Below are 22617 nucleotides of genomic sequence, written 5' to 3'. Positions count from 1 at the left end.
GCTGCTCACCGACCTCGTCCGGAGCAGGCGATGATCCCCCGCGATGCGCGCGCCTTCATCGCCCGCGCCGAACTGGCCACCAACAGCAACGACCCCGAGTGGCCGCTCACCGAGGCCTACGCGCCGGAGGTCCGCCTGGAGCTGATCGGCGACGGGGTGCACCAGGTCTGCCACGGCATCGCCGAGGCCGGGCCCGCGGTGCGCGCGCTCTACGACTGGATCGCCGCCTCCCGCGGCCGGGTCGCCAAGACCCTCATCGGCACCTCGCCCGACACGATCGTCAACGAGGTGGAGGGCCGCCTGTTCAACGGCCGGCACGTGACCAGGGGCACCGAGATCTGGCGGTTCGACGAGCACGGCCGGGTCGTGCACAACGTGATCTACAGCGCGGTGGACGCCAAGCCGCCGACCAACCCGGCGGCCGCCCTGCGCATGCTCATCGGACATCCCCGCATGGCGCTGACCTATCTCGCCGCGCAGCTGCGGGAACGCCGCCGCGCGGGTCCACGGGGCACACCTCAGGCGCCGGGCTCGGGCAACTGGACCGTCCAGTTGCCCTGCGCACCGGCACGCAGGAGGGCGCGAACCGATTCTCGGGGCACTCGGAAACGCCCGTCCTGCTGAATGGCGGCGAGCTGGCCCTCGTGTATCAGACGATATACCGTCATCTTGGACAACCGCAGCGCCTGGGCTACCTCGCGCACCGTCATAAGCTTTTCGGGATCGGCATCCGAGGCATCAGACACATTCTTGTCCCGACCTTCGGACGAAACCACGACAATCCCCCGGAAAGCTCTTTCGATTACGACGTCGAAACGTTATCCGCGAGGCCTAAGATAAACAAGAGAAAACACACTAAGCCAACGTTGGCTAACGGTTAAGCCAACGATAAGGCCGCTTCCGCCGCCCGGATTCGCCCTCGCCACCGCCCAGCACGAGCTCCACCCGGGCACCGCCGAGCGGCGAACGGGCCAGCCGCATCCGGCCGCCCGACTCCTCCGCCGTCCGGCGGGCGATGTCCAGCCCGAGGCCGGTGGACGCGCCGTGCGAGCGGCCGCGCTGGATCACGCCCGGATCGGGGAAACCCGGCCCGCCGTCGTCCACGGTGAGCGTCACCTCACCGCCGGCGACCCGGACGGCCAGGCGCATGGGGACGCCGTCGGGGGTGTGCGCGAAGATGTTGCCGAGCAGGGCGTCCAGCATCGCCGCCAGCGTCTTCGGGTCGGCGCCCACGAACGCCGGCCCGGGCGGCAGATCACTGCCGATGGTCCGCCCGGTGTCCTCGGCGAGCACCGACCAGAAGGCGACCCGCTCGCGCACCACCACGGTCAGGTCGCCGCCCGCGCCCCGGCTCTGGCTGGCCGTCCGCCGCGCGGCCCGGATCAGCTCGTCCAGCGCGCGGACGAGCGCCTCGTAGCCGTGCACCAGGCGGGGCGCGTGAGCCGGCGGCAGCGCGTCGATGTCCAGCCGGAGCGAGGTGAGCGGCGTGCGCATCCGGTGCGCGAGGTCGGCGGCGTGCCGGCGCTGCTCGTCGACCAGGTGGTCCACCCGGATGGCCAGCCGGTTGAGCTGCGCGCCCACCCGGCGGATCTCGCCGGGCCCGTCCGGGGTGACCCGGGCGTCCAGCTCGCCGGCCGCCATCCGGTCGGCCACCGCCGCCAGGTCCCGCACGGAACCGATCAGCCCCTTGGCCAGCCGTTCGGCCAGCAGCACCCCGATCAGCAGCAACCCGGCCGAGAGCGTGAACAGCAGCACCAGCAGCTTGGTGCTCTCGCCGCGCAGCGCCTCGTCGGTGGCCAGCACCCGGACCACGCTCGGGCAGCCCGCGACCCCGGGGACCGGCACCAGGGCCTCGGCCCCGCTCGCCGTCACGCCCCGGACCGGCTCGCAGCGCGCCGCCTTCCCGACGGCGGGAGTGCGCTCCGCCGGGACCCCGAGCACCCGGCCGTCCGGAAGGAACACCGAGGTGGCGAACCCGTCGACCGGCGCCGCCGGCAGCGACCGGGTGGCCAGTGAACCGCCCAGCGCGGCGATCGCCTCGGCCCGCTCGGTCGCCATGGCCATCGCCCGGTGCTCGGCGTCCCGCTGGACCAGTACCACCAGCGGTACCAGGAACACGATCAACACCAGGCCCATGGCCGCAAGCACCACACCCGCCAGGTGCCGGCGCATGCGCTAGCCCGGGCTTTCCAGGCGCAGCCCGACGCCCCGGACGGTGTGCAGGTAGCGGGCGTCCCTGGCGGTCTCGCCGAGCTTGCGGCGCAGCCAGGAGACGTGCACGTCGACCGTCTTGTCCGTGCCGCTGTACGGCACCCGCCACACCTCGGTGAGCAGCTCCCGCTTGGCGACCACCTCACCCGGCCGCCCGGCCAGGTAGTAGAGCAGGTCGAACTCCTTCGGGGCCAGGGACAGCGGGCGGCCGTCCAGCTCGGCGGTGCGGCGCGCGCCGTCCAGCGCCAGCCGCCCCACCACCAGCCTGGTGTCGGAACGGACGCGCATCTCCTGGCTGCGCCGCAGCACCGCCCGCACCCTGGCCACCAGCTGGGCGCCGCCGAACGGCTTGACCAGGTAGTCGTCCGCGCCCGCCTCGAGCACCGCGACGATGTTGCTCTCGTCGTCGAACCCGGTCGCCACGATGACCGGCACCCGGCTGACCGCGCGGACCATCCGCAGGACTTCCTCACCGGAGAAGTCGGGCAGGCCCAGGTCCAGCACGATCAGGTCGGGCCGGCCGGCGATCGCCGTCTCCAGGCCCGCCACCCCGGTGGCGGCCGATGAGGTGGCGAAGTCGCTCTCCTGGAGCGAGCGCAGAAATCCGCGCCGGACGTCGGCATCGTCCTCGATCACAAGGACATGGGGCACCGGCGTAGCCTAGCGCCGTTGGATGTCTGTCAGCTGATACCCCTGCCCGATTCCCCGGCGGGCGCTCACGGCAGACCGGCACCCGGGAAGCCGGGCATCCGGCCGGACCAGCCGGTCCAGTCGCACGTCATGTCCCGGGCGAACTCGGAGCCCGCCTCGCCGGGCAACCGCTTCTCCTCGGTCGAGGACGACCGGCCGCTGTCGCCGGAGGAGTCGTCGTCCTTCTCCTTCGACCCGGCCTTGGCCGGAGCGGGGCGCGCGGGCGGGGCCGCGGCCGACGGGCGGGGAACTTCCACCGGCGCGGGCGGCGGCGGGGCGGTCACCACATTCGCCGGGGCCTGGATGACCAGCGGGGCCGCCCCCCGGTCGTCGCTCAGCAGCAGCGCGAGCAACACGATGGCCAGCCCGAAAAGACCGAACACCCCGGCCAGCAACACGTACCTGACCAGGCTCCTCGGTGCGGTGGAACCGACCGCGTGACGCGTCCGGTCCCGTTGCCACGCAGCCTGCCCGGCTATGGGCACGACGCCCAGCCGGTCCGTGCGCGCCGTCGCCCTCACCTGGTCGACCACCTGGTCGACGGGGACGGCGAGAGACGGTCGGCGCCTGCTCCGCGACGATTGCTCGGCCGCGGGCCCAACACTCCAGGTTGGCGGCATGATTCGCACTATATGGCAGGCCAACCGACGTCTCCCCGCCGCCTCGCGATATAACATTACGTTCTACTTGCGGACGACCCAGCAGTCGTCATGCTTCCGGTAGTCACGCCGGTGGACCGAGTACTCGCCGTCGTCGTCGTCCGAGTCCTTCTCACCGGTCACCGAGTAGTAGCCGTCCTCGCACGCCACCACCCGGTTGAAATCCGGCCCGTGGTCGTGCGGGAAGTCGAACCAGTTGTCCGACGCCCAACTCGGCGCGGTGAAAACCAGTGTTCCGGCCACACCCAGTGCACCGGCCAACCCAATCATCGTGATACGCCGCATTTAGTTCCGTCCCTTTCCTGGCAAGCTGTGAACCAATTGCGGCACGCTATCCCGATCAACGGTTAACGCATCGCTAAGCCCGCCATAGGACTTCTCTAACCCGGGCGGCAAGGCCGTTCAGTTACGGATCTGGGCCTGTCGTCAATGCCGGCGCGCCTCGGCTGGGGTGCCCGCCCCGGCCGGGGTGATCGCCGTCCGTGGCGGTCTAGCGTCGACTCAACGGCTTGGGGTCAGCGGAGGTGGCGCAGGGCGAGTTCGGCGGCGTTGGCGCCGCACATTCCGTGCGCGCCGGGGCCGGGGGGCGTGGCCGCCGAGCAGATGTACATGCCGGGCACACCGACCTCGTAGGGCGACAACGACACCCGGGGCCCGAACACCAGCTTCCGGATGTCGTTGGCCCCGGTGAGGATGTCCCCGCCCACGTAGTTCGGGTTGTACACGGCCATCTCGGTGACCGACCGGACCGCCATGCCGACCACCCGCTCCCGGAACCCGGGGGCGAACCGCTCGAACTGCGCGATGATCGCCTCGGTGGCGTCGCCGGTGTACCCGTTCGGCACGTGCGCGTAGCTCCACACCGGGTGCACGTCGCCGACCGACCGGCCGGGGTCGGCCAGGTACTGCTGCCCGACCAGCACGAACGGCCGCTCGGGCATGCGCCCGGCACAGACGTCCCGCTCCGTCGCGGCGATCTCCTCGAACGGGCCGCCGAGGTGCACCGTGCCGGCCCGGCGAGCCTCCGGGTTGGTCCACGGCACCCCGCCGGACACCGCGAAGTCGACCTTGAACGCGCCCGGCCCGTGCCGGTAGCGGCGGTAGGCACGGGCGGCCCGCGCGGGCAGCCGGGAACCCAGGATGTCCGCCACCGCGCCGGGGGCCAGGTCGAACATGGTCACGTCGGCCGGCGGCAGCTCGGCGGGACCGGTCACCCGGACCCCGGTCTCGATCTTGCCACCCAGGTCGACCAGCAGCGCGGCCAGCGCCGAGGTGATCGTCCCGGAGCCGCCGGCCGCGACCGGCCAGCCGTAGCGGTGGCCGGCGGTGACGATGCCCACCCCGATCGCCGAGGTCATCGGGAGGTGCAGCGGCCGGAACGCGTGCGCGGCCACCCCGCCCCACAGCGCGCGCGCCCGCTCCGTACGGAACAGACGGGCGAACACCGAGGCCGGCAGCACTGTCGGCGCGCCGAACCGGGCCATGGCCAGCGGGTGCCGGGGTATCCCGACCAGCGGCCGCATGATGTCCTCGGCCAGCTGGTCGAACCTCGCCGACGGCCACTTGAACAACGCCCGCCAGCGCGCGCCGTCCGCGCCCAGCCCGGCCGCCGTCTCGTCCACCGAGCGGTGCAGCACGCCGGCCTGCCCGCCGTCCAGCGGGTGCACGCAGTCGATCTCCGGCAGCCGCCAGGACAACCCATAACGCGAAAGGTCCAGCGAGGCCAGGAAGCTCGACCCGACGGCCATCGGGTGGATGGCCGAGCAGTTGTCGTGCAGCAGGCCGGGCACGATCGCCTCGCCGGACCGCGCCCCGCCGCCGACCTCGTCGGCCGCCTCCAGCACGGTGACCTGCACGCCGGCCCGGGCCAGGGCCACGGCGGCGGCGAGCCCGTTCGGCCCGCCGCCCACCACTACGGCTGTACTCATGACTCGACCCTGGCGAGCAGGTCTCGTGTGGTCATGCAGCCGGCTCTCGGTCGGGGCCCTTGCGCGACCAGGTGACGTGCAGCGGGATCGGCCCGTTGGGCAGCCAGGGCTGCTCGTTCACCGCGTCGGCCACCTTCCAGCTGCCCCGCTCGATCACCCCAAGCGCCGCGTCGATCACCTTGTACTCCTGGTAGTTGCGGTGCGCGGACTGCGACTCCACCCACGCGATGACCAGCTCGCCGGGCTCGAACCGGGCCTGCCGCTGCACGGCGTTGACCAGGTCCTCGTCGTGCAGGTGCCCGTCGCCGAAATTGAACCCGATCAGCGTGTTGCACAGGAACTCGGCCTCCCGCACGGTCCGCCGGTCCAGGTCGGGCAGGTGCTTGATCAGCAGCGAGAACAGGCCCCGGCCCTGGCTGTGCATGGTGCGCCAGGCCAGTGTCTGCTGCATGGTGACCTCGGCGACGTCCGGCTCGTAGCCCAGCGCCTTGAGCTGGTCGATCTGGTTCGGCGCGGCCCGCACCACGGAGTTCAGCTTCTCCTCGGCGCCCGGCGCGAACGCCCACACCGCCGACGCCCAGTTGCCCGCGTACTGGCGCATCGAGGGCAGGAAGGACACCAGGTCCGGGCGCAGGTTGCCCAGCACCGGGAAGAACAGCAGCCCGGCCACGAGCACCGCGAGCAGCCAGCCGGAGGACATGTCGGTGATCCCGTAGCCGGCCTCGTTGGGGAACCCGGCGAACAGGAAGATCGCGGCGTAGGCGAACAGGATGTTCCACTCCAGCGGCACCGCCAGCGGGAACGTGGACACGATGAACAGGTGGAAGACCACCATGATCGCCACCGCCGCCAGCGACAGCCACCGGTTGTGGGAGAACAGCAGCACCAGCGGCACCAGGATCTCCACCGTGGTCCCGCCGACGTGCGCCATGAAGTCGCCCACCCGGGACGGCCGGATGTCCCGAGGGTAGTCGCGGTAGTGCGCGCGCTTGAGCCACTTGAACGGGATGGCCGGGCTGTTGCTCACCATCGGCGGCACCACGTTGGCGAAGTGCTTGCCGAACTTGGAGAAGCCCGCGCCCAGCCAGACGACCACGATCAGCAGCTTCAGCGCGATGATCATGTCCGTGAAGGGCAGCACGGCGAAGAAGAACATCGCCGGCAGGTACTGCTCACCCCGGGCGGCCAGGAAGATCGTCTTGTCCCGCAGTCCCATCAGGATCAGCAGCACCATCGGCACCACCACCAGTGAAGGACTCACCAGCCCGGAGGTGTTGTCCGGCAGCGCGGCCAGCAATGCCTCCGTGGCGACCCCGGGCATCACCAGCACCAACGCCAGGCTGGCCAGCAGCACCACGTAGAGCGCCACATCGAACCAGGTGCGCCGGTCGCCCGCCGTGAACGGCACCCGCCGCCACGGCCGCAGCCGGATGGTGCCGGGCCGCACCCAGAACCGCACCCCGCCGGTCATCGGCTTGAACTTGCCGACCAGCGGCCCCCAGGACCCGGCCAGGTTCATGCACTCCAGCAAGACCGTCCACAGCACCGCCTTCTGGTAGACGATCGGCTCGTCCCACCAGGTCGAGACCTCCCAGAACCGCAGGCCCGAGGTCGCGGTGGCCAGGACGACGCCGCCCAGGATGTAGAAGAACAGCAGCTTCAGGATGTAGATCACGTGGATGACCTTCGGCGTGCCGAAGCCGTTCTCCACCCAGTTCAGCGCCAGCGTCCTCAGCCGCTCCATGAGTGGCTGCTGGAGGAAGGTCGGCGGGTCGACCGGTGGGAAGTCGGGTTTGGTGAAGCCCATTGGTCAGCTCCTTTGCGTTGGTTCGGTGGGTTGGGCGAAGAAGCGCTCGATCGCCGGGACCAGCCGGGGCGGGTCGCAGACCAGCTCGAGATGGCCACCCGGGTAGATGTGCCGCTCGGCGCGCGGGATCAGCGTGCGCAGCAGCCACGAGTTGGCCAGCGGGATGATCGGGTCGTCGTCGCCGGCCAGCACCAGGGTGGGTTGGGTGATCAGCGGCAGCAGCGGCAGGCTGGTCCAGCCGGCCCCGGCCAGCAGCTGGTAGGCGTAGCCGGACGGGCGGCCCTTGTGCAGCAGCCGCTCGACCATGTCCGGGTCGGCCCGGGCGCTGCCGCCGTACAGCGAGCCGGACACCTCGCGCAGGTAGCCGGTGTCCAGGTAGCGGCGTGGGGTGAGCATGTGCCGCAGCACCCCGGGCCGGGCCGGCACCATCAGCGAACCGGTGCCGGTGGCCACCAGGACCAGGCGCCGGACCCGGCGGCGCTGGGTCAGCGCGAACTGCTGCGCCAGGCCGCCGCCCCAGGAGATGCCCAGCACGTCCACCTGGTCGTGGCCGAGCTCGTCGAGCAGCCGGGCCAGCCGGTAGGACAGCGTGGTGAACCGGTAGGGCACCCGCGAGGGCACCGCACCCCCCACCCCCGGCGGGTCGAACCGGATCACCGGGATCGCCGGGTCCAGCGCGTCCACGAAGGGTTGCAGTGCCTCCAGCCGGGCTCCGATGCCGTTCATCAGCAGCAGTGGCGTGCGGTCCTGGTCGCCCGGGCGGACCACCGCGTTCAACCGGTTGAGCTGGGCGGTCACCGGGCCACCACGTACCGGCCCGGGGCCGGGTCCGACGCCGGGTGGTCCGGCCCGCCCGGTTCGGCCGGGGCCGGCCGCTCCGGCCCGGACCGCTCCCCCAGCCAGCTCACGAAACTCGGCCACCACGACCCCTTTGTCGTCGGCGCGCCCGCCTGCCACTGCTCGGCCGGGTCGCTCCCGGCGAGGGCCGCGCGGTAGTTCGCCTTGGGATTGTCCGGCGGATTGACGATCGAGGCGATATGTCCGCTGCTGGACAACACGAACGTGACGTCCCCGCCGAACAGCTGGGCGCCCCGGTAGCAGTTCTGCCAGGGCGAGATGTGGTCCGCGATCCCGGCCAGCATGTACCCGTCGGCCTTGACCGCCGAGAGGTCCACCGGGGCGCCGAGCATGCGCACCGCGCCCGGCTTGGTCAGCCCGTTCTCCAGGCCGACGTCCACGAAGTCGTGGTGCAGGCCGGTGGCCATCCGCACGGTGTCCGCGTTCCAGTACAGGATGTCGAAGGCCGGGGGCTTGCGGCCCTGCAAATAGTTGTTCACCCAGTAGCTCCACACCAGGTCGTCCGGGCGCAGCCAGGCGAACACCTCGGCCAGCGCGCGGCCGTCCAGGTACCCGCGCACCGAGGAGGCGAGTTTCGCCAGGGTGGCGGTGCGGCGGTCCATGAACGCCCCGCTGGTGCCGGCCCGGCTCTGGTCCAGCACACAGACCGCGAGGCTGAACGCGGCCACGTTGTCGCTCTGTCCCTTCGCCGCCAGGGCGGACAGCACCATGGAGAGCAGCATCCCGCCGGAGCAGAAGCCCAGCGGCAGCACGGCGTCCGCGCCGGTGATCGTCCTGGCCGCGTCCAGCGCGCGCACGATGGCTTCCCCGTAGGTGTCCATGTCCCAGGCGCGGTGCCTGGCCGCCGGGTTGCGCCAGGAGATCATGAAGACCTGCTGGCCGCTCTCCACCAGATACTCGATCAGGCTGCGGCCCGGCGCCAGGTCGGCGATGTAGTACTTGTTGATCACCGGCGGCACCACGACCAGCGGGCGGGACCGGACGGTAGCGGTGCGCGGGGTGTACTGGATCAGCTCGAACACCTCGGTGCGCAGCACCACCGCGCCCGGGGTGACCGCGAGATCCCGGCCCACCCGGAACGCGTTGGGATCCACCATGCTGGGCACCCGGGGCGCCTCGGCCAGGTCGGAGAGCAGGTTCCGCGCCCCGGCCAGCGCGCTGGCCCCCCTGCTCTCCACCGCCGCGCGCCAGCCCAGCGGGTTGAGCAGCGGGTTGTTGCTCGGCGCCAACGCGGCGATCAGGTTGTCCAGCGCGAAGACCAGGCGCTCCCGGTCCCGCCAGTCCAGGTCCGCCCCGGCCACCAGGTCCTTGCCGGTGGCGGAGGCGGCCAGGTAGGCCTGCAGCGCGCGGTGCAGCACCGGGTTGTCCCGCCAGGCCTGGTCGGCGAACCGCCGGTCCTTCGGGTGCGCGGCCAGCTCGGAGCTGCCCTGCACGATCTTCCCCAGTTCCTCGAGGAGCTCGACCAGCCGGCGGGCCGTGCCGCCGGGGTGGCGGGCCAGCTCGCGGGCCAGCCGCAGCAGCGCGTTCGCCGGCAGCATCCGGGCCAGCGGGGACAGCGCGCCGTCCACCAGCAGCATGTCCAGCGCGGCGGCGTGCTCGTCGGCGCGGTCGTAGACGTCGCTGCTCATCGCGCGACCGCCTTGGTCTGGTCGGCGTAGTCGATGAACCAGTCCAGCGCACCGGGGTTGGCCAGCGTGGCCCGGTTCACCGCGCGCTCGGGCGCCACTCCCTGGAGCAGCCGCTTGATCGGCACCTCCAGCTTCTTACCAGTGATCGTCATCGGAATCTCGGGAACGGCGACAATTTCGTCCGGCACGTGCCGGGGCGACACCCGGCTCTTGATCTCCGTGCGGATCCGGCCGAGCAGCTCGTCGGTCAGCTCGGCGCCGGGGGCCAGGGTCACGAACAGCGGCATGAAGTAGCCGCCGTCCGGCTGCTCGGCCCCGATGACCAGGCTGGACGCCACGCCGGGCACCCGGTCCACCACCGCGTAGATGTCCGCCGAGCCCATCCGCACGCCGCCCCGGTTGATCGTGGAGTCCGAGCGGCCGTGCACCACGTAGCCGCCGTAGCGGGTGACCGTCATCCAGTCGCCGTGCCGCCACACGCCCGGGTAGGTGTCGAAGTAGGCGTCCCGGTAGCGCTCGCCGTCCGGGTCGTTCCAGAAGCGCACCGGCATGGACGGCATCGGCTCGGTGATCACCATCTCGCCCACCTCGTCGACCAGCGGCTTTCCTTCCGGCGACCACGCCTCCACCCGCACCCCGAGGTAGGGCGCCTGCATCTCGCCGGCGTACACCGGCAACAACGGGTTGGTGCCGATGAACGCGGCGCACACGTCGGTGCCTCCGCAGTCCGAGCCGAGCAGCAGGTCCCGCTTCACCGCGTCGTAGACCCAGTGCCAGGTGGACCGGGGCAGCGGCGATCCGGTGCTGCAGATGGCCCGCAGCGCGGACAGGTCGTGCCGGTCCACCGGCCGCACCGCCGCCGCCTGGCAACCGGTGAGGTAGGCCGCACCGGTGCCGAACCTGGTCACCTCGTGCTCGGCGCAGATGCGGAAGAGCTGGTCGACGTCGGGCTTGGTCGGGTTGCCGTCGTAGGTGACGATCGTCGCCCCCACCCCCAGCGCGGTGACCAGCACGTTCCACACCATCCACGCGGTACTGGCGTAGACGAACACCCGGTCGCCCGGGCCGCTGTCGAAGTGCAGCGCGTGCGACTTGAGGTGTTCCAGCAGGATGCCGCCGTGCGAGTGCACGATGCCCTTCGGCACGCCGGTGGTGCCCGAGCTGTACAGGATCCACAGCGGGTGGTCGAACGGCACCTGCGTGTAGACGGGTTCGACGTCCCCGGCGGTCAGCACGTCGAAGGACAGCGGCACCCGTGAGTGGCGAGTGTTGCTATAGCCATACAAATCACTCACGGGCGCCGCCTCGCGGCGCAGGTTCTCGACGACGATGACGTGCTCGACCGAGGGAAGCGCGGCGACCAGCTCGGTGAGCACGTCCAGGCGCTCCACGTCCCGGCCGCCGAACCGGTAGCCGTCCACCCCGATCAGCACGGTCGGCTCGATCTGCCGGAACCGGTCCAGCACGCCGTCGGTGCCGAAGTCCGGCGCGCAGCAGGACCACACCGCACCCACGGCGGCGGTGGCCAGCAGCGCGATCGCCGCCTGCGGCAGGTTCGGCAGGTAGGCGGCCACCCGGTCTCCCGGTTTGACCCCCATCTCGCGGAGGGCCGCGGCCAGGCTGGCCACCTTCCGGGTGAGCTCCTCGCCGGTGATCGTCACGGGGTCCACCCCCTCGCTGACCCCGATGATCGAACCCGGGTCGCGCAGGATGTTCTCCGCCAGGTTCAGCCGGGCGCCGGGGAACCACTCCGCGCCGGGCATCGCGCGGCTGGCCAGCACGGCGTGGGGTTGCGCGGAGGCGATCACGTCGAAGTACGACCAGACCGAGCCCCAGAAACCTTCGAGGTCGGTGACCGACCATTGCCACAGCTCGTCATAGTTCTGGCAGTCGTTCTGGCGGTCACGGTTGACCCAGTCCCGGAAGTCGCCCATCCGCGTGGGCCGCTCCCCGGGCATCCACAGCAGTTCCCGGTCCATGTCCAGCTCCTTTGCCTCGCTGTCAACCTAGGAACGACCGGTGCTGGCGCACATCGGGTTGCGGTACCAAGATGTCCACGTTTGTTATGCGCTGTGCCCAAACTGGGGGATCCGGTGGAGCCGATCGACGAGGAAGCGATCGACGCGCGCCTGTTCGAGCTGGGTGCGGCGATCTCCGACGGCTTCGGCGGCGTCGGCCGGGGGATCACCGAGCTGCTGCTGGCGGAGATCCCCGAGCTGCGCGGCGACGAGATCGTCGAGGGGCTGCTGAACGCCAGCGTCGAGGAGAACGTCGGCGCCATGCTGAGCCTGCTCGGGCTGCGCGTGCCGGTGGAGAGCATCGCCGTGCCGGGGGCCGCCGCCGAGTACGCCCGCCGGCTGGCGCAGCGCGGGGTGAGCGTGATCCCGCTGGTCCGGGCCTACCGCCTCGGGCACGCCAGCTTCCTGGACTGGTCCATGGACCAGATCGCCGCCCAGGAGAAGGACCAGGCGATGTCCCAGGCCATCACCCGGCGGGTGATGCGGCTGAGCTTCGACTACATCGACCGGGTCTCCGAGCAGGTGGTCACCGCCTACCAGTCCGAACGCGACCGGTGGCTGCTCACCCAGACCGCGGTGCGGGCGTCACGGGTGCGCAAGCTGCTGGCCGGCGACGAGGTCGACGTGTCGGCGCTGGGCTACCGGCTGGCCCAGTTCCACGTGGCGGTGATCGGCTGGGTGCCGGAGCCGACCAAGGCCGGCGAGGGCCTGGTCCGGCTGGACCGGGTGGGGCAGACCCTGGCCACCGAGCTGGGCTGCACCGGGCGCCCGCTGTTCGTGCCGTTCGACGAGGCCGTCGCCTGGTTCTGGCTGCCGTTCGGCAACCGGCCGGAAGTGCGCTGGTCGCGGCTGGACATCGCCGGCATCGACCCGACCGCGCACGTCGCCGTCGGCGAGTTGGAGCAGGGCACCGACGGCTTCCGCACCAGCCACCAGCAGGCCGCGGTCGCCCGGCGGGTGGCGCTGACCGCCCGGCCGCCGCACCGCGTGACCCTCTCCGAGCGCATCGGCCCGATCGCGCTGATGTGCGGCGAGCTGGACGCCACCCGGGCCTGGGTGCGCAAGGTGCTCGGCCAGCTGGGCACCGACGAGAGGAACAACGCGGTGCTCCGCGAGACGCTGCGGGTGTTCCTGGAGCACGGCGGCAGCTACTCCACCGCCGCCGAGACGCTGAGCCTGCACCGCAACACCGTGCAGTACCGGCTGAACAAGGCGGCTGAGCTGCTGCCCGGCCCGATCACCGAACGGCGGGCCGACCTGGAGCTGGCGCTGCGGGCCTGCGACCAGCTCGGGTCGGCGGTGTTGGCGCACGGGTAGTCTGCGGCGGTGACGCGCACCCTGTTGGCCATCGGCATCGGGGTCGGCGACCCGGACTACGTCACCATCCAGGCGGTCGAGGCGCTGAACGCGGTGGACGTGTTCTTCGTGTTCGACAAGTCCGAGACCACCGGCGACCTCGGGCCGGCCCGGCGGGCGATCTGCGACCGGCACATCCGGGGCGGCGACTACCGGGTGGTCGAGGTGCCCGACCCGCCCCGCGACCGGGCCGCCCGCGACTACCGGGGCGCGGTGCGGGACTGGCGGGACGAGCGCACCCGGGTGATGGAGCGGGCGATCGCCGAGGAGCTGGCCGACGGCGAGTGCGGCGGCTTCCTGGTCTGGGGCGACCCGGCCCTCTACGACGGCACCATCCGGATCATCGAGTCTCTGGTCGAACGGAGCACGCTGGACCTCGACTACCAGGTCATCCCCGGGATCAGCAGCGTCTCCGCGCTGGCCGCGCGGCACCGGGTCACGCTGAACCGGGTGGCCGGCCCGGTGCTGATCACACCCGGCCGGCGGCTGGCTCGGGGGATGCCGGAGGAGGTGCACGACGTGGTCGTGATGCTGGACTCGGACCTGGCCTGCGCCGCGCTGCGCGACCAGGACATCACCATCTACTGGGGCGCCTACCTGGGCACCGAGGACGAGGTGCTGATCGCCGGCCCGCTGGACAAGGTGATCGACGAGATCGCCGACACCCGGCGCGCGCTGCGGGAGCGCCACGGCTGGGTGATGGACAGCTACCTGCTGCGGCGGGCCGTCACGGAGTGACGCTCAGGGGGTGAACCTCACGGAGGCGAACCTCACGGCGCGAACCTCACGGGGTGAACCGGCGGAAGCCGCCCTCGGCGTCCGGCTCGGCTACCGTCGCGAGCGGTGTCCGAGCGACGGGTAAGGAGCGGGATGTCCGAACGCGGAGTGCATGCCTTCACCGACGACGCGCTCGCCGACCATGACGCGGTGGCGCTGGCCGGGCTGATCCGGAGCGGTGAGATCAGCGCGGCGGAGGCGGCGAAGGCCGCGCTCGCCCGGGCAAGGCAGGTCGACCCGGTGCTGCGCGGCGTGGCCTTCTGGGGTGAGCCGCCGTCCGGCCCCGGAGCCGAAGGCCCGCTGGCCGGCGTGCCCACCTTCGTCAAGGACAACACCGACGTGCGGGACATGCCGACCAACCACGGCTCGGCCGCGTTCACCGCGAAACCGGCGCCCGCCACCGGCCCGTTTGCCGCGCAGCTGCTCGGCACCGGCCTGGTCAACCTGGGCAAGAGCCGCATGCCGGAGTTCGGGTTCAACGCGACCACCGAGTTCATGGCCGAGGAACCGACCCGCAACCCGTGGCACACCGCGTACTCCAGCGGGGCCTCCTCCGGCGGCGCGGCCGCGCTGGTTGCCGCCGGCGTGGTGCCGATCGCGCACGCGAACGACGGCGGCGGGTCGATCCGGATCCCGGCGGCCTGCTGCGGCCTGGTCGGCCTGAAGCCGACCCGGGGCCGGCACCTGGAGAGCGCGCAGGCCCGGCAGCTTCCCATCAAGATCATCTCGGAAGGGGTGGTCAGCCGCTCGGTGCGCGACACCGCGACGTTCTGGGCCGCCGCCGAGCGCTACCACCGCAACCCCGCGCTGCCGCCGCTGGGCCTGGTGGAGGGTCCGGCGAGCCGGCGGCTGCGCATCGGGCTGCTGCTGGACTCGGTCGGTGGTGTGCGGAGCGACGCCACGACCCGCGCCGTGGTGGAACGGACCGCGAAGGCGCTGGTCGGCATGGGCCACGAGGTCGAGCCGACGCGACTGCCGGTCGGCGACGAGTTCATGCGCGACTTCACGCTGTACTGGGGACTGCTCGCGTTCCTGGCCGGGACGTTCGGCCGGCGGACGTTCGACCCGTCGTTCGACACCAGCCGGCTGGACGGGCTCACCGTCGGGCTGCGCGCGCTCTACCGGCGCCGGTTCCCGCACACCCCGGCCACGCTCTACCGGCTGGCCAGGGTGAAGGCGGCGTACCGGCGCATGTTCCTGCGCCACGACGTGGTGCTCTCCCCCGTCCTCGCGCACACCACCCCGGAGCTCGGCCACATCAGCCCGACCGTGCCGTTCGACGAACTGCTGCACCGGCTCACCCGGTACGTGGCGTTCACGCCGCTGAACAACGTCGCCGGTAGCCCGGCCATCTCGCTCCCGACCGGATCGACCGACGAGGGTCTACCGGTCGGAGTGCAGCTGTCCGCCGCCCACGGCGACGAGCGGACCCTGCTGGAGCTGGCGTTCGCCCTCGAGGCCGAGACCCCCTGGCGGCGCATCCAGGACCAGTGAGCCGCGGTCGCCTGAACCGCCCAAAGTGTCGGTGGTCGAACATATAATCGAATACGTGGACGGCGGGCTGGGTGAGCGGCTGGCGGGGACCCCCGCCGGCCCAGCGCTGGGCGCGCTGTTGGCCTCGATCGATGTGACGGCGGTGCCGAACGGTTCGGTGATCGATTATCTGCAGGCGTCCGCGCGGCAGCGGGCGCATACCGACGGGGTGTATCTCGGGGCGGTCGCCTCGACGCTGGAGCGTGACGCTTCCGCCGGGCCGGATTCGGTGGCGTGTCTGGCCGAGCCGGATCGTTATGCGGCGGATGAGGTGCGGGCGGCGTTGGTGATGACGCGGCGCCAGGGGTGGAACGAGTCCGAGTTCGCCTACCTGCTGTGTCGGGGTTTGCCGGTGGTGCATGCGGAGATGCTGGTCGGTCGGGTCGATCGGGATCGGGCGTTGGTGTTCGTCCAGCACCTGGCTGGCCTGCCGGCCGAGTTGGTCGCCAAGGTGCTGGACGCGGTGTTGGTGGCGGCGCCGGGGTTGACCACGGGGCAGCTGCGTGCCCGGATCCTGAAACTGATCATCACCGCGGATCCGGACCACGCCCAGGATGCTTACGAGCGGGCGCTGGCCGAGCGGGCGGTGGTGGGTTATCTGAACCCGGACGGCACGGCGGTGATCAGCGCGTCGGGTTTGCCGCCGGATGAGGCGGCCGCGGCGACCGAGCGGATCGCCGGGTTGGCCCGGGCGGCGAAACGGGCTGGGCATCCGGGTCGGGTGGATCAGTTGCGCGCGGATATCTACCTGCGCTTGCTGGATGGCCGTTTCCATCACCTGACCCGGGCGGAAATGATCGCCGCCCTACTCGCCGAAGCCACACAAACCCAAACCCCACCGGCCGAAGTCTCCACGGACGCCGCTGTGGCGACCGAAGGCCCGAGGTTCCCTGGGGCGGATAGCGTCAGGTCGGACAGCACTGAGCCGGGCAATGCCAAGCCGAGCACCACCGAGCCGAGCACCACCAAGGCCAACAACGCCGAGCCAGACCGGGGCCACACGGACAGCGCCGATCCCACCAGTGCCGAGCCGACCAGTGCCAAGCCGGTCAGTGCCGAGCCGGCCAGTGCCGAGCCGATCTGTGCCGGATCAGACCACGCCGAACCAGACCAGGGCAGCCCGCGCGACCACCAGCCGGCTCCCATCCCTGGACCGGCGGGCAGCGAGCGCGAACCAGTCGGGTCGGTGACCGGTATCGAGGTCCGTGCCCGGCTCGACAGCCTCGCCGGGGTCAACGAGTTGCCCGGCGAACTACCCGGCTGGGGTCCGATCCCCGCCCAGGCCGCGCGACGGGCAGCGGCCCGCCAACACCGCGGCCAGTGGCGGTGGGCGGTCACCGACCACGAGGGCTACCTGCTCGCCGAAGGCCTCACCCGCCGAAGACCCACCACCGGGCCACCCGGACACCACGCCGAGGGCGGGATCGTCGAGCTGGCCATCCCGGCCACCGTCCTGGCCCGGCTCACGAAAGACCCACCACCAGCCTGGGCCGGGGTGATCGGCGACATCGCCACCCAATACCAACACACCCGCACCACGCCGAGCACCGACCCGAATGCCCAACCGGGGCGACGGTTGCCCGGGTGTGGGCTGCGCCGGTATGTGCAGATCCGCGATCGCACCTGCACCGCACCCGGCTGCCGACGCCCCGCCACCCAATCCGAACAAGACCACACCCACGACCACCAACACGGCGGCCCCACCACCCACACCAACCTCGGACCCGGCTGCAAACACGACCACCGACTCAAACACGAAGGAGGCTGGACCGTCACCCAACCCCAACCAGGGAGGTTCATCTGGATCAGCCCACTCGGCCGCCGCTACCACACCAGAGGAGAACCCATCACCGACCCAGAACCCGAAGCACCACCGTTCTAGGGACAGGCTCGAGGAGTCGAGCATCTCGGTCGCTAGGCACGCCAGGCCAGGTCAGGGATCCAGCCGGCGGACACGCTCAGGATGTACAGGTCCGCGACCATGACCAGCACCAGGGAGATCCAGGCGAACTGCATGTGCCGGGCGTTGAGCGCGGACAGGCGTGTCCAGAGCCAGTACCGGGCGGGGTGGCGGGAGAAGTGTTTGAGCCGGCCGCCGCACAGGTGGCGGCAGGCGTGACAGGACAGCGAGTACAGCCACAGCGTGATCACCATGGCCGTGAGCAGCAGCGAGCCGACGCCGATCCGGAACCCGCCGGACGGAGGAAAGTAGGCGAGCACGGCGTCGTAGGTGTTGACCAGCAGCAGCACCGAGGCCAGGTAGAAGAAGTACCGGTGCGAATTCTGCAGGATCAGCGGGAACGCGCTCTCACCCCGGTAGCGGGCCGCGGGCTCGCGCACCGCGCACGCCGCCGGTGAGCGCAGGAACGCGCGGTAGCCGGCCTTGCGATAGTAGTAGCAGGTCAGCCGAAAGCCCCCGATCACCGGAAAGACCAGCATCGGCAGCGGTATCGCAAGCGGCAGCGCGGGCAGCGGCGTGCCGAAGTGCGCGGAACCGGGCAGGCAGGACCGGCTGAGGCAGGGCGAGAACAGGGGCGTGAGGTAGCCGCCCTCGGGGAACCAGTAGAGGTCCCGCATGAACAGCCGCACGGTCGTATAGACGATGAACACGCCCAGGACGCAGGCGACCAGCAGCGGGGAGAGCCACCAGCGGTCCGTGCGCAGCGTCCGTGCGCCGATCCGCGCCCGCCCGGCAGGGTTGCGCGTGGTGGATGGCATGGCAACGGTTGGTACGCCGCCACCGTCGTTACGTCAAATGCATGGCTCTGTGATCACCAATGTCCCACGACTATCAACGCAGGTCACATTCGGTGCGCCTGTTGGCGGGCTCGCCAGCCGCAGGGGTCCTCAGCGTGCCAGCGGCGGGTGCGCGAGCGGGTGGTGTCGTAGAAGAGCAGGTCACACTCCGGGCGGGCACAGTGGCGCAGGCGCGCGGGTTCCAGCGCGTCCAGCTCGTCGACCAGCCGGCGGGCCAGCGCGGCCGCCGGCGACGGGTCGACCCACACCAGCCGCCGCCTGGGCACCCCCTGGTCGACGGTCAGCTCCGGGCGCGCGGTGCTGGCGGCGGCCAGCGCGTTGATCGGGCCGCAGTCCGGCGCCGCGCCCGCCGCCAGCGCCTCGGCCGCGTCGAACGCGGCCCGGTGCAGCCGGCGCAGGTCGTCCAGGTCGGCGGTGGTGATCGGTCCGTCCAGAACGTCCGCCAACTGCGCGGACGCCACCTCGGCATCCGGCAGCGCCGGCTCGGCGCGCGCCGCACGCGCCCCGGCCGGCCGCCGGGGGCGGCCCAGGTTGGCCAGCAGCAGCAGCGCGGTCGGCGGCACCGGGTCAGCGGGCGCGGCTGGCAACGATCCGCCGGCGCGGCTCGCTGACCAGGTCGTTCGCCGCGCGCGCGTTCGGGTGGTCGGCGTAGCGCCGCAGCGTCTCGTCGGCATGCTCCCGGCTGGCCCACTGGCTGACCACCACCAGGTGTCCCGGGTCGTCGTCGTCCACCAGCAGCTCGTGGCTCAGATAGCCCTCGAAACCTAGCATGTCCCGCCAAATTGCCTCGGTCACCGCGCGGCCGTCGGCCGCCCGGTCCGCCGGGAACCTGTGCTCCCAGATGGAGTAGATCGACATGGCTCCTCCTTGTCACGGTCTAAACTGATAATAGACCGTGACAAGGGGCGAGCGGAAGACGTCAGCGACGAGCCCGGCGCGGCGGCGCCGTAAACCACGCCGTCCGGCCGCACGGCCAGCGCACCGGCCCGATGTGCCCGCATCCAGTCCACCAGGACGTTCTCCACGTCGACCAGCGCACCGGACCCCGGGGTCTCGCCGGCTGGGCGAAGCTCGTGCACGCGTACGCCCGCGCTCCGCCACGCCTCGAAGCCCGCGCCGGTCCCCGTGGCAGTGCCGACGCCGGTGCCGGTGTGCAGCACTGCCCAGGCCAGGTTGCCCAGGGCATCGTCCAGCCGGACCCGCCGACCGAGAGAGTCGAGCACCCAGGGCTGCGGGATGTGCCGGCCGACCGCCCGGCGGGCACCCCGGAGCCCGGGCGCCTCGGCCAGGAAGCCTCGCCGGTACCGGGTGACCGGGAACCAGCGTCCCTCGCGCACGAACGACCCGAGCCCGGGCACCAGGCACAGCCCGCGCAACAGCGGGTCGCGCAGGGCGGTCACCACCCGGCGGCGCTCGGTGATCACCCGGCCGACCGCGACCGCCGCCCTGGTCAGCGCGCGCACGTGCGGCATGCGTTCGGTCTCGTAGGAGTCCAGCAGCCCGTCCACGTCGGCGCCGGAGAGCGCGGCCGCCAGCTTCCAGCACAGGTTCTCCGCGTCGCGCACGCCGGAGGCCATGCCCTGGCCGACCCAGGGCGGCATGACGTGCGCCGCGTCGCCGGCCAGGAACACCCGGCCGAGCCGCCACCGGTCGGCGAACCGCACGTGGTGGCGGTAGATCACCGCCCGCAGCACGTCCACCCGCGACGGGCCGATGCCCTGGTTGGCCAGCAGGCCGAGCACGCCGTCGGGGGTGACCAGTGCGGCCTCGTCGTCGCCCGGCAGTACCGGGAACTCCCAGCGGTGGTGGCCGAGCGGAGTGGGGCAGTCCACGGCGGGCCGGGCCGGGTCGCAGTGGAACCGCATCCGGTTGACCTCCGGCCACTCCCGCCGGACCTTGGTGTCGATCACCACCCAGCGCTCCTCGTAGGTGCGGCCGGCGAACCCGATGCCCAGCCGGGTGCGGGTGGGACTGGACCCGCCGTCGGCGGCGATCACGTAGTCCGCCCGGACCTTCCGGGACGCGCCGATGGTCAGCTCCACCCCGTCGGCGTCCTGGCGCAGGTCGGTGCACTCGTGCCCGAGCAGCACCTCGACGTGCGGGTATCGCCCCACTCCGGCCCGCAGGGTTCGCTCCAGCGCCGGCTGGTAGAGGAACATCTGCGGCGGGTGCCCGTTGCCGAACGTCTTCGGGGTGAAGGAGAGGAACGTCCGGCCCTCGGCATCCACGAAGTCGATGGGCTTCTCGGCGATCATGTCGGCGGCGAGCGGGTCGGCCAGCCCGACCCGCTGCCAGATCCGCACCACCTCCTCGTCGGTGGAGATCGCGCGGGCGCGGGAGTAGACGTCGGCGTCCCGCTCCACCACCAGCACCCGGACGCCCAGCCGCCCGAGCAGGTTCGCCGCGGTGGCCCCGACCGGGCCGTAGCCGATGACCGCCACCTGGTAGTCGTTCATCGCCGGGTCCCCCGGGCCACCGAGGAGAGCGCCGGAACGGTCTCCTCGGGCGCCCGCAGCGACCGCGCGGCGGCCTGGATGCGTCCGAGCAGCACCATCACGTTCTCCCCCACCGGGGTGTGGCCCCAGTCCGAGATGCTGCGGTAGTCGGTCGGCTCCCAGGTGGCCTCCAGCTCCGGGGTGATGGTGATCGGGTTCCAGCCCACCTCCAGCTCGAACCCGGACGGCGTCACGCAGTAGTAGGACAGCTCGCGGTCGTTGGTGTGCTGCCCGACCGACCAGGCCATGGCGAAGCCGAGCTCGGTCACCCGGTGGAAGCTGGCCAGCAGGTCGTCCAGGTCGGCCACCTGGATGTTGATGTGCTGCACCCGCGTGCGCACCGGGTCCACCGGCAGGCCGGCCACGTTGGCCAGCGCGATGCTGTGGTGCCGCTCCCCCGCCCGCAGGAACCGCACCCGCAGCAGCGCCGGCCCGATCCGCTCGGTGATCCGGTCGGTCAGCCGCAGGTCCAGCAGGTTGTTCCAGTACGTGTGCAGCTGTTCGGGGTTCCGGGTGACGAGCGCGAGGTGCCCCAGGCCGGCCCGGCCGGTGACGAACTCCCTGGTCCGCATCCGCGACGGCGTGTCGCCGGTCAGCGCGCGGGTGAAGACCTCGGTGGCGATGCCCTTCGGTCCGGGGAACCGCCACAGCCGTTCCACCCCGCGCAGCGCGGCCTCCTCCTCGGTGCCCTCGGCCACGGGCAGCCCGGCCGCCCCGACCCGGCCCAGGATCACCTCGAACGTCTCGTGGTCGTCCACCTCCCAACCGGTGGCCACCACGTCCTCCGCCCCGCCCCGATTGATCAGGAACCGGCATTCCCTCTGGTCCATGCGCAAGCGCAGGGTGTCCCGGGTCAGCTCGTCGACGTGCAGGCCGATGGCGTCCGCGCCGAACCGGTGCCAGTCGGTCAACTGGTTCGACTCGACCACCACGTAGCCCAGCCGCGCGGCGCCGAAGATGTCCGGGCGCGCGCTCACACCGCACCGTCCAGCCAGCCGAGCACCAACCGGTTGAACCGGTCGGCCTGCTCGAACTGCGCCCAATGGCCGGTGCGGGCGAACAGGTGCAGGTCGCATTGGGGCATGGCGCGGGCCAGGTAGGGACCACCGGAGGGCCGGTTCACCCGGTCGTTCACCCCCCAGACGACCAGCGTGGGCACCGCGCAGCGGGCCAGCCGCGCCCGGTCCCGGGTGAAGTCCATCCGCAGCGCGGTGCGGGGCGAGGAAGGGCGGCGCAGCGGCGGGTTGGCCACCACCTCCGGGTCGATGCTGGCCAGGAAGCGCTGCTCCACCGTGTCCTCGGACAGCTGCGACGGGTCGTGGACCAGGTAGTCGCGCAGGAAGGTGCGCAGCTTGGCCCGGGTCGGCCCCTCGCCCCGGTAGTAGTTCAGCAGCGCGTTCAGCCCCTTGGTGGGCAGCGACCGGGTGGTGCCGACTCCGCCGGGTCCCATCAGCACCTGCCGGGCCACCCGGTCCGGCCGGTCCAGGGCCAGGCGCAGCGCGGCCGCGGCGCCGTAGGAGTTGCCCATCAGGTGCGCCCGCTGGGTTTCCAGCTCGTCCAGCAGGCCCCGGACGAACACCGCGAGGTCGCCGAACGGGTCGGACTGGTCCAGCCGCTTCGACGAGCGCCCGTAGCCGGGCAGGTCCGGGACGACCACCCGGTAGCCCGCGCCGGCGAACGCGTCCACGTTCCGCGCGTAGTTGGACATGCCGCTCGCGCCCGGCCCGCCGCCGTGCAGCAGCACCATCGGCTCGGCCCTGGTCACCCCGCCGGCCGGCACCACCTCGGTCAGGAAGATCTCGCGCGCGCCGACCCGGACCGTGCGCTCGGACCGCGTCACCTCGCCCAGCTTCCGCATGCCCGTCTCCCGTAACTGGAATGTTCACTACAATTGGAACGA

Annotated in this window: 20 protein-coding genes and 1 pseudogene; 5 read left to right on the top strand and 16 right to left on the bottom strand. The window is 71.8% G+C overall.

The features are described from left to right. The first annotated feature begins 30 nt into the window (after positions 1 to 30). Positions 31 to 624 carry a hypothetical protein gene (locus ABEB12_RS22565; RefSeq protein WP_345703050.1) on the top strand — a complete coding sequence of 198 codons (594 nt, stop codon included), beginning with the start codon at positions 31 to 33 and terminating at the stop codon, positions 622 to 624. 2 nt (positions 625 to 626) lie between these two features. Here ABEB12_RS22565 and ABEB12_RS42185 read toward each other — a convergent pair. From ABEB12_RS42185 to ABEB12_RS22515, 10 genes and pseudogenes are all read right to left on the bottom strand, one after another. Then, a pseudogene (locus ABEB12_RS42185) lies at positions 627 to 710 on the bottom strand (helix-turn-helix domain-containing protein); the annotation flags it as partial. Between the two features lie 160 nt (positions 711 to 870). Then, positions 871 to 2172 (bottom strand): ATP-binding protein, encoded by a 1302-nt coding sequence (locus tag ABEB12_RS22555; protein ID WP_185060058.1) that lies wholly within the window; start codon positions 2170 to 2172, stop codon positions 871 to 873. A gap of 3 nt (positions 2173 to 2175) precedes the next feature. Beyond that, on the bottom strand, positions 2176 to 2862 hold the full coding sequence (locus ABEB12_RS22550; RefSeq protein ID WP_185060057.1) for a response regulator: 687 nt from the start codon (positions 2860 to 2862) through the stop codon (positions 2176 to 2178). Positions 2863 to 2927: 65 nt separating this feature from the next. Further along, entirely contained in the window at positions 2928 to 3422 is a 495-nt protein-coding gene (locus ABEB12_RS22545; RefSeq protein WP_185060056.1) for a hypothetical protein, read from the bottom strand. Positions 3423 to 3584: 162 nt separating this feature from the next. Further along, positions 3585 to 3821: a hypothetical protein gene (locus tag ABEB12_RS22540; RefSeq protein ID WP_185060055.1), complete on the bottom strand. Its 237-nt coding sequence runs from the start codon at positions 3819 to 3821 to the stop codon at positions 3585 to 3587. Between the two features lie 254 nt (positions 3822 to 4075). Continuing rightward, a complete protein-coding gene (locus tag ABEB12_RS22535; protein WP_185061245.1) occupies positions 4076 to 5527 on the bottom strand; it encodes an FAD-dependent oxidoreductase in 1452 nt (483 codons plus the stop codon). After that, entirely contained in the window at positions 5520 to 7295 is a 1776-nt protein-coding gene (locus tag ABEB12_RS22530; protein ID WP_185060054.1) for a DUF3556 domain-containing protein, read from the bottom strand. Before ABEB12_RS22530 ends, ABEB12_RS22535 begins: the two co-directional genes overlap by 8 nt. A 3-nt stretch (positions 7296 to 7298) precedes the next feature. Continuing rightward, positions 7299 to 8093 (bottom strand): poly(3-hydroxyalkanoate) depolymerase, encoded by a 795-nt coding sequence (gene phaZ / locus ABEB12_RS22525; RefSeq protein WP_345703049.1) that lies wholly within the window; start codon positions 8091 to 8093, stop codon positions 7299 to 7301. Then, positions 8090 to 9781 carry an alpha/beta fold hydrolase gene (locus ABEB12_RS22520; RefSeq protein WP_185060053.1) on the bottom strand — a complete coding sequence of 564 codons (1692 nt, stop codon included), beginning with the start codon at positions 9779 to 9781 and terminating at the stop codon, positions 8090 to 8092. The genes phaZ and ABEB12_RS22520 overlap by 4 nt, the downstream gene beginning before the upstream one ends. Then, positions 9778 to 11760 carry an acetoacetate--CoA ligase gene (locus ABEB12_RS22515; protein WP_185060052.1) on the bottom strand — a complete coding sequence of 661 codons (1983 nt, stop codon included), beginning with the start codon at positions 11758 to 11760 and terminating at the stop codon, positions 9778 to 9780. Before ABEB12_RS22515 ends, ABEB12_RS22520 begins: the two co-directional genes overlap by 4 nt. A gap of 93 nt (positions 11761 to 11853) precedes the next feature. Here ABEB12_RS22515 and ABEB12_RS22510 point away from each other — a divergent pair, with 93 nt between their 5' ends. The 4 genes from ABEB12_RS22510 to ABEB12_RS22495 all read left to right on the top strand — a co-directional run bounded on the left by ABEB12_RS22510 (position 11854) and on the right by ABEB12_RS22495 (position 17347). Further along, entirely contained in the window at positions 11854 to 13116 is a 1263-nt protein-coding gene (locus ABEB12_RS22510; protein WP_185060051.1) for a helix-turn-helix domain-containing protein, read from the top strand. 9 nt (positions 13117 to 13125) lie between these two features. Continuing rightward, positions 13126 to 13893, top strand: a complete 768-nt coding sequence (cobF, locus tag ABEB12_RS22505) for a precorrin-6A synthase (deacetylating) (RefSeq protein WP_185060050.1) — start codon at positions 13126 to 13128, stop codon at positions 13891 to 13893. A 132-nt stretch (positions 13894 to 14025) separates the two neighbouring features. Beyond that, a complete protein-coding gene (locus ABEB12_RS22500; protein ID WP_185060049.1) occupies positions 14026 to 15426 on the top strand; it encodes an amidase in 1401 nt (466 codons plus the stop codon). Positions 15427 to 15481: 55 nt separating this feature from the next. Beyond that, a complete protein-coding gene (locus ABEB12_RS22495) occupies positions 15482 to 17347 on the top strand; it encodes a hypothetical protein (RefSeq protein WP_185060048.1) in 1866 nt (621 codons plus the stop codon). A gap of 32 nt (positions 17348 to 17379) precedes the next feature. Here the strand turns inward: ABEB12_RS22495 and ABEB12_RS22490 are convergent, their stop codons facing one another. The 6 genes from ABEB12_RS22490 to ABEB12_RS22465 all read right to left on the bottom strand — a co-directional run bounded on the left by ABEB12_RS22490 (position 17380) and on the right by ABEB12_RS22465 (position 22575). After that, positions 17380 to 18183, bottom strand: coding sequence for a hypothetical protein (locus ABEB12_RS22490; protein WP_185060047.1), 804 nt, complete (start codon positions 18181 to 18183; stop codon positions 17380 to 17382). Between the two features lie 83 nt (positions 18184 to 18266). After that, positions 18267 to 18785: a CGNR zinc finger domain-containing protein gene (locus ABEB12_RS22485; RefSeq protein ID WP_185060046.1), complete on the bottom strand. Its 519-nt coding sequence runs from the start codon at positions 18783 to 18785 to the stop codon at positions 18267 to 18269. A 4-nt stretch (positions 18786 to 18789) separates the two neighbouring features. After that, positions 18790 to 19080 (bottom strand): antibiotic biosynthesis monooxygenase, encoded by a 291-nt coding sequence (locus tag ABEB12_RS22480; protein ID WP_185060045.1) that lies wholly within the window; start codon positions 19078 to 19080, stop codon positions 18790 to 18792. Continuing rightward, positions 19014 to 20678, bottom strand: coding sequence for a bifunctional 3-(3-hydroxy-phenyl)propionate/3-hydroxycinnamic acid hydroxylase (locus ABEB12_RS22475; RefSeq protein ID WP_185060044.1), 1665 nt, complete (start codon positions 20676 to 20678; stop codon positions 19014 to 19016). Before ABEB12_RS22475 ends, ABEB12_RS22480 begins: the two co-directional genes overlap by 67 nt. Next, complete coding sequence (locus ABEB12_RS22470) at positions 20675 to 21694, bottom strand: VOC family protein (protein WP_345703048.1); 1020 nt, start codon at positions 21692 to 21694, stop codon at positions 20675 to 20677. The genes ABEB12_RS22475 and ABEB12_RS22470 overlap by 4 nt, the downstream gene beginning before the upstream one ends. Next, positions 21691 to 22575, bottom strand: coding sequence for an alpha/beta fold hydrolase (locus ABEB12_RS22465; protein ID WP_185060042.1), 885 nt, complete (start codon positions 22573 to 22575; stop codon positions 21691 to 21693). Before ABEB12_RS22465 ends, ABEB12_RS22470 begins: the two co-directional genes overlap by 4 nt. Between the last annotated feature and the right edge of the window lie 42 nt (positions 22576 to 22617).

The organism is Actinospineispora eucalypti, from assembly GCF_039543365.1.
Taxonomy (GTDB): domain Bacteria; phylum Actinomycetota; class Actinomycetes; order Mycobacteriales; family Pseudonocardiaceae; genus Pseudonocardia; species Pseudonocardia eucalypti.
This window is presented reverse-complemented; position numbering and strand designations above follow the sequence as displayed.

Excerpts from the sequence above, each read along its gene's own strand:
- ABEB12_RS22565 (WP_345703050.1), top strand. The coding sequence starts at position 31 with ATGATCCCCCGCGATGCGCGCGCCTTCATCGCCCGCGCCGAACTGGCC.
- ABEB12_RS22555 (WP_185060058.1), bottom strand. The coding sequence starts at position 2,172 with ATGCGCCGGCACCTGGCGGGTGTGGTGCTTGCGGCCATGGGCCTGGTG.
- ABEB12_RS22530 (WP_185060054.1), bottom strand. The coding sequence starts at position 7,295 with ATGGGCTTCACCAAACCCGACTTCCCACCGGTCGACCCGCCGACCTTC.
- ABEB12_RS22520 (WP_185060053.1), bottom strand. The coding sequence starts at position 9,781 with ATGAGCAGCGACGTCTACGACCGCGCCGACGAGCACGCCGCCGCGCTG.
- ABEB12_RS22515 (WP_185060052.1), bottom strand. The coding sequence starts at position 11,760 with ATGGACCGGGAACTGCTGTGGATGCCCGGGGAGCGGCCCACGCGGATG.
- ABEB12_RS22500 (WP_185060049.1), top strand. The coding sequence starts at position 14,026 with ATGTCCGAACGCGGAGTGCATGCCTTCACCGACGACGCGCTCGCCGAC.
- ABEB12_RS22490 (WP_185060047.1), bottom strand. The coding sequence starts at position 18,183 with ATGCCATCCACCACGCGCAACCCTGCCGGGCGGGCGCGGATCGGCGCA.
- ABEB12_RS22480 (WP_185060045.1), bottom strand. The coding sequence starts at position 19,080 with ATGTCGATCTACTCCATCTGGGAGCACAGGTTCCCGGCGGACCGGGCG.
- ABEB12_RS22475 (WP_185060044.1), bottom strand. The coding sequence starts at position 20,678 with ATGAACGACTACCAGGTGGCGGTCATCGGCTACGGCCCGGTCGGGGCC.
- ABEB12_RS22465 (WP_185060042.1), bottom strand. The coding sequence starts at position 22,575 with ATGCGGAAGCTGGGCGAGGTGACGCGGTCCGAGCGCACGGTCCGGGTC.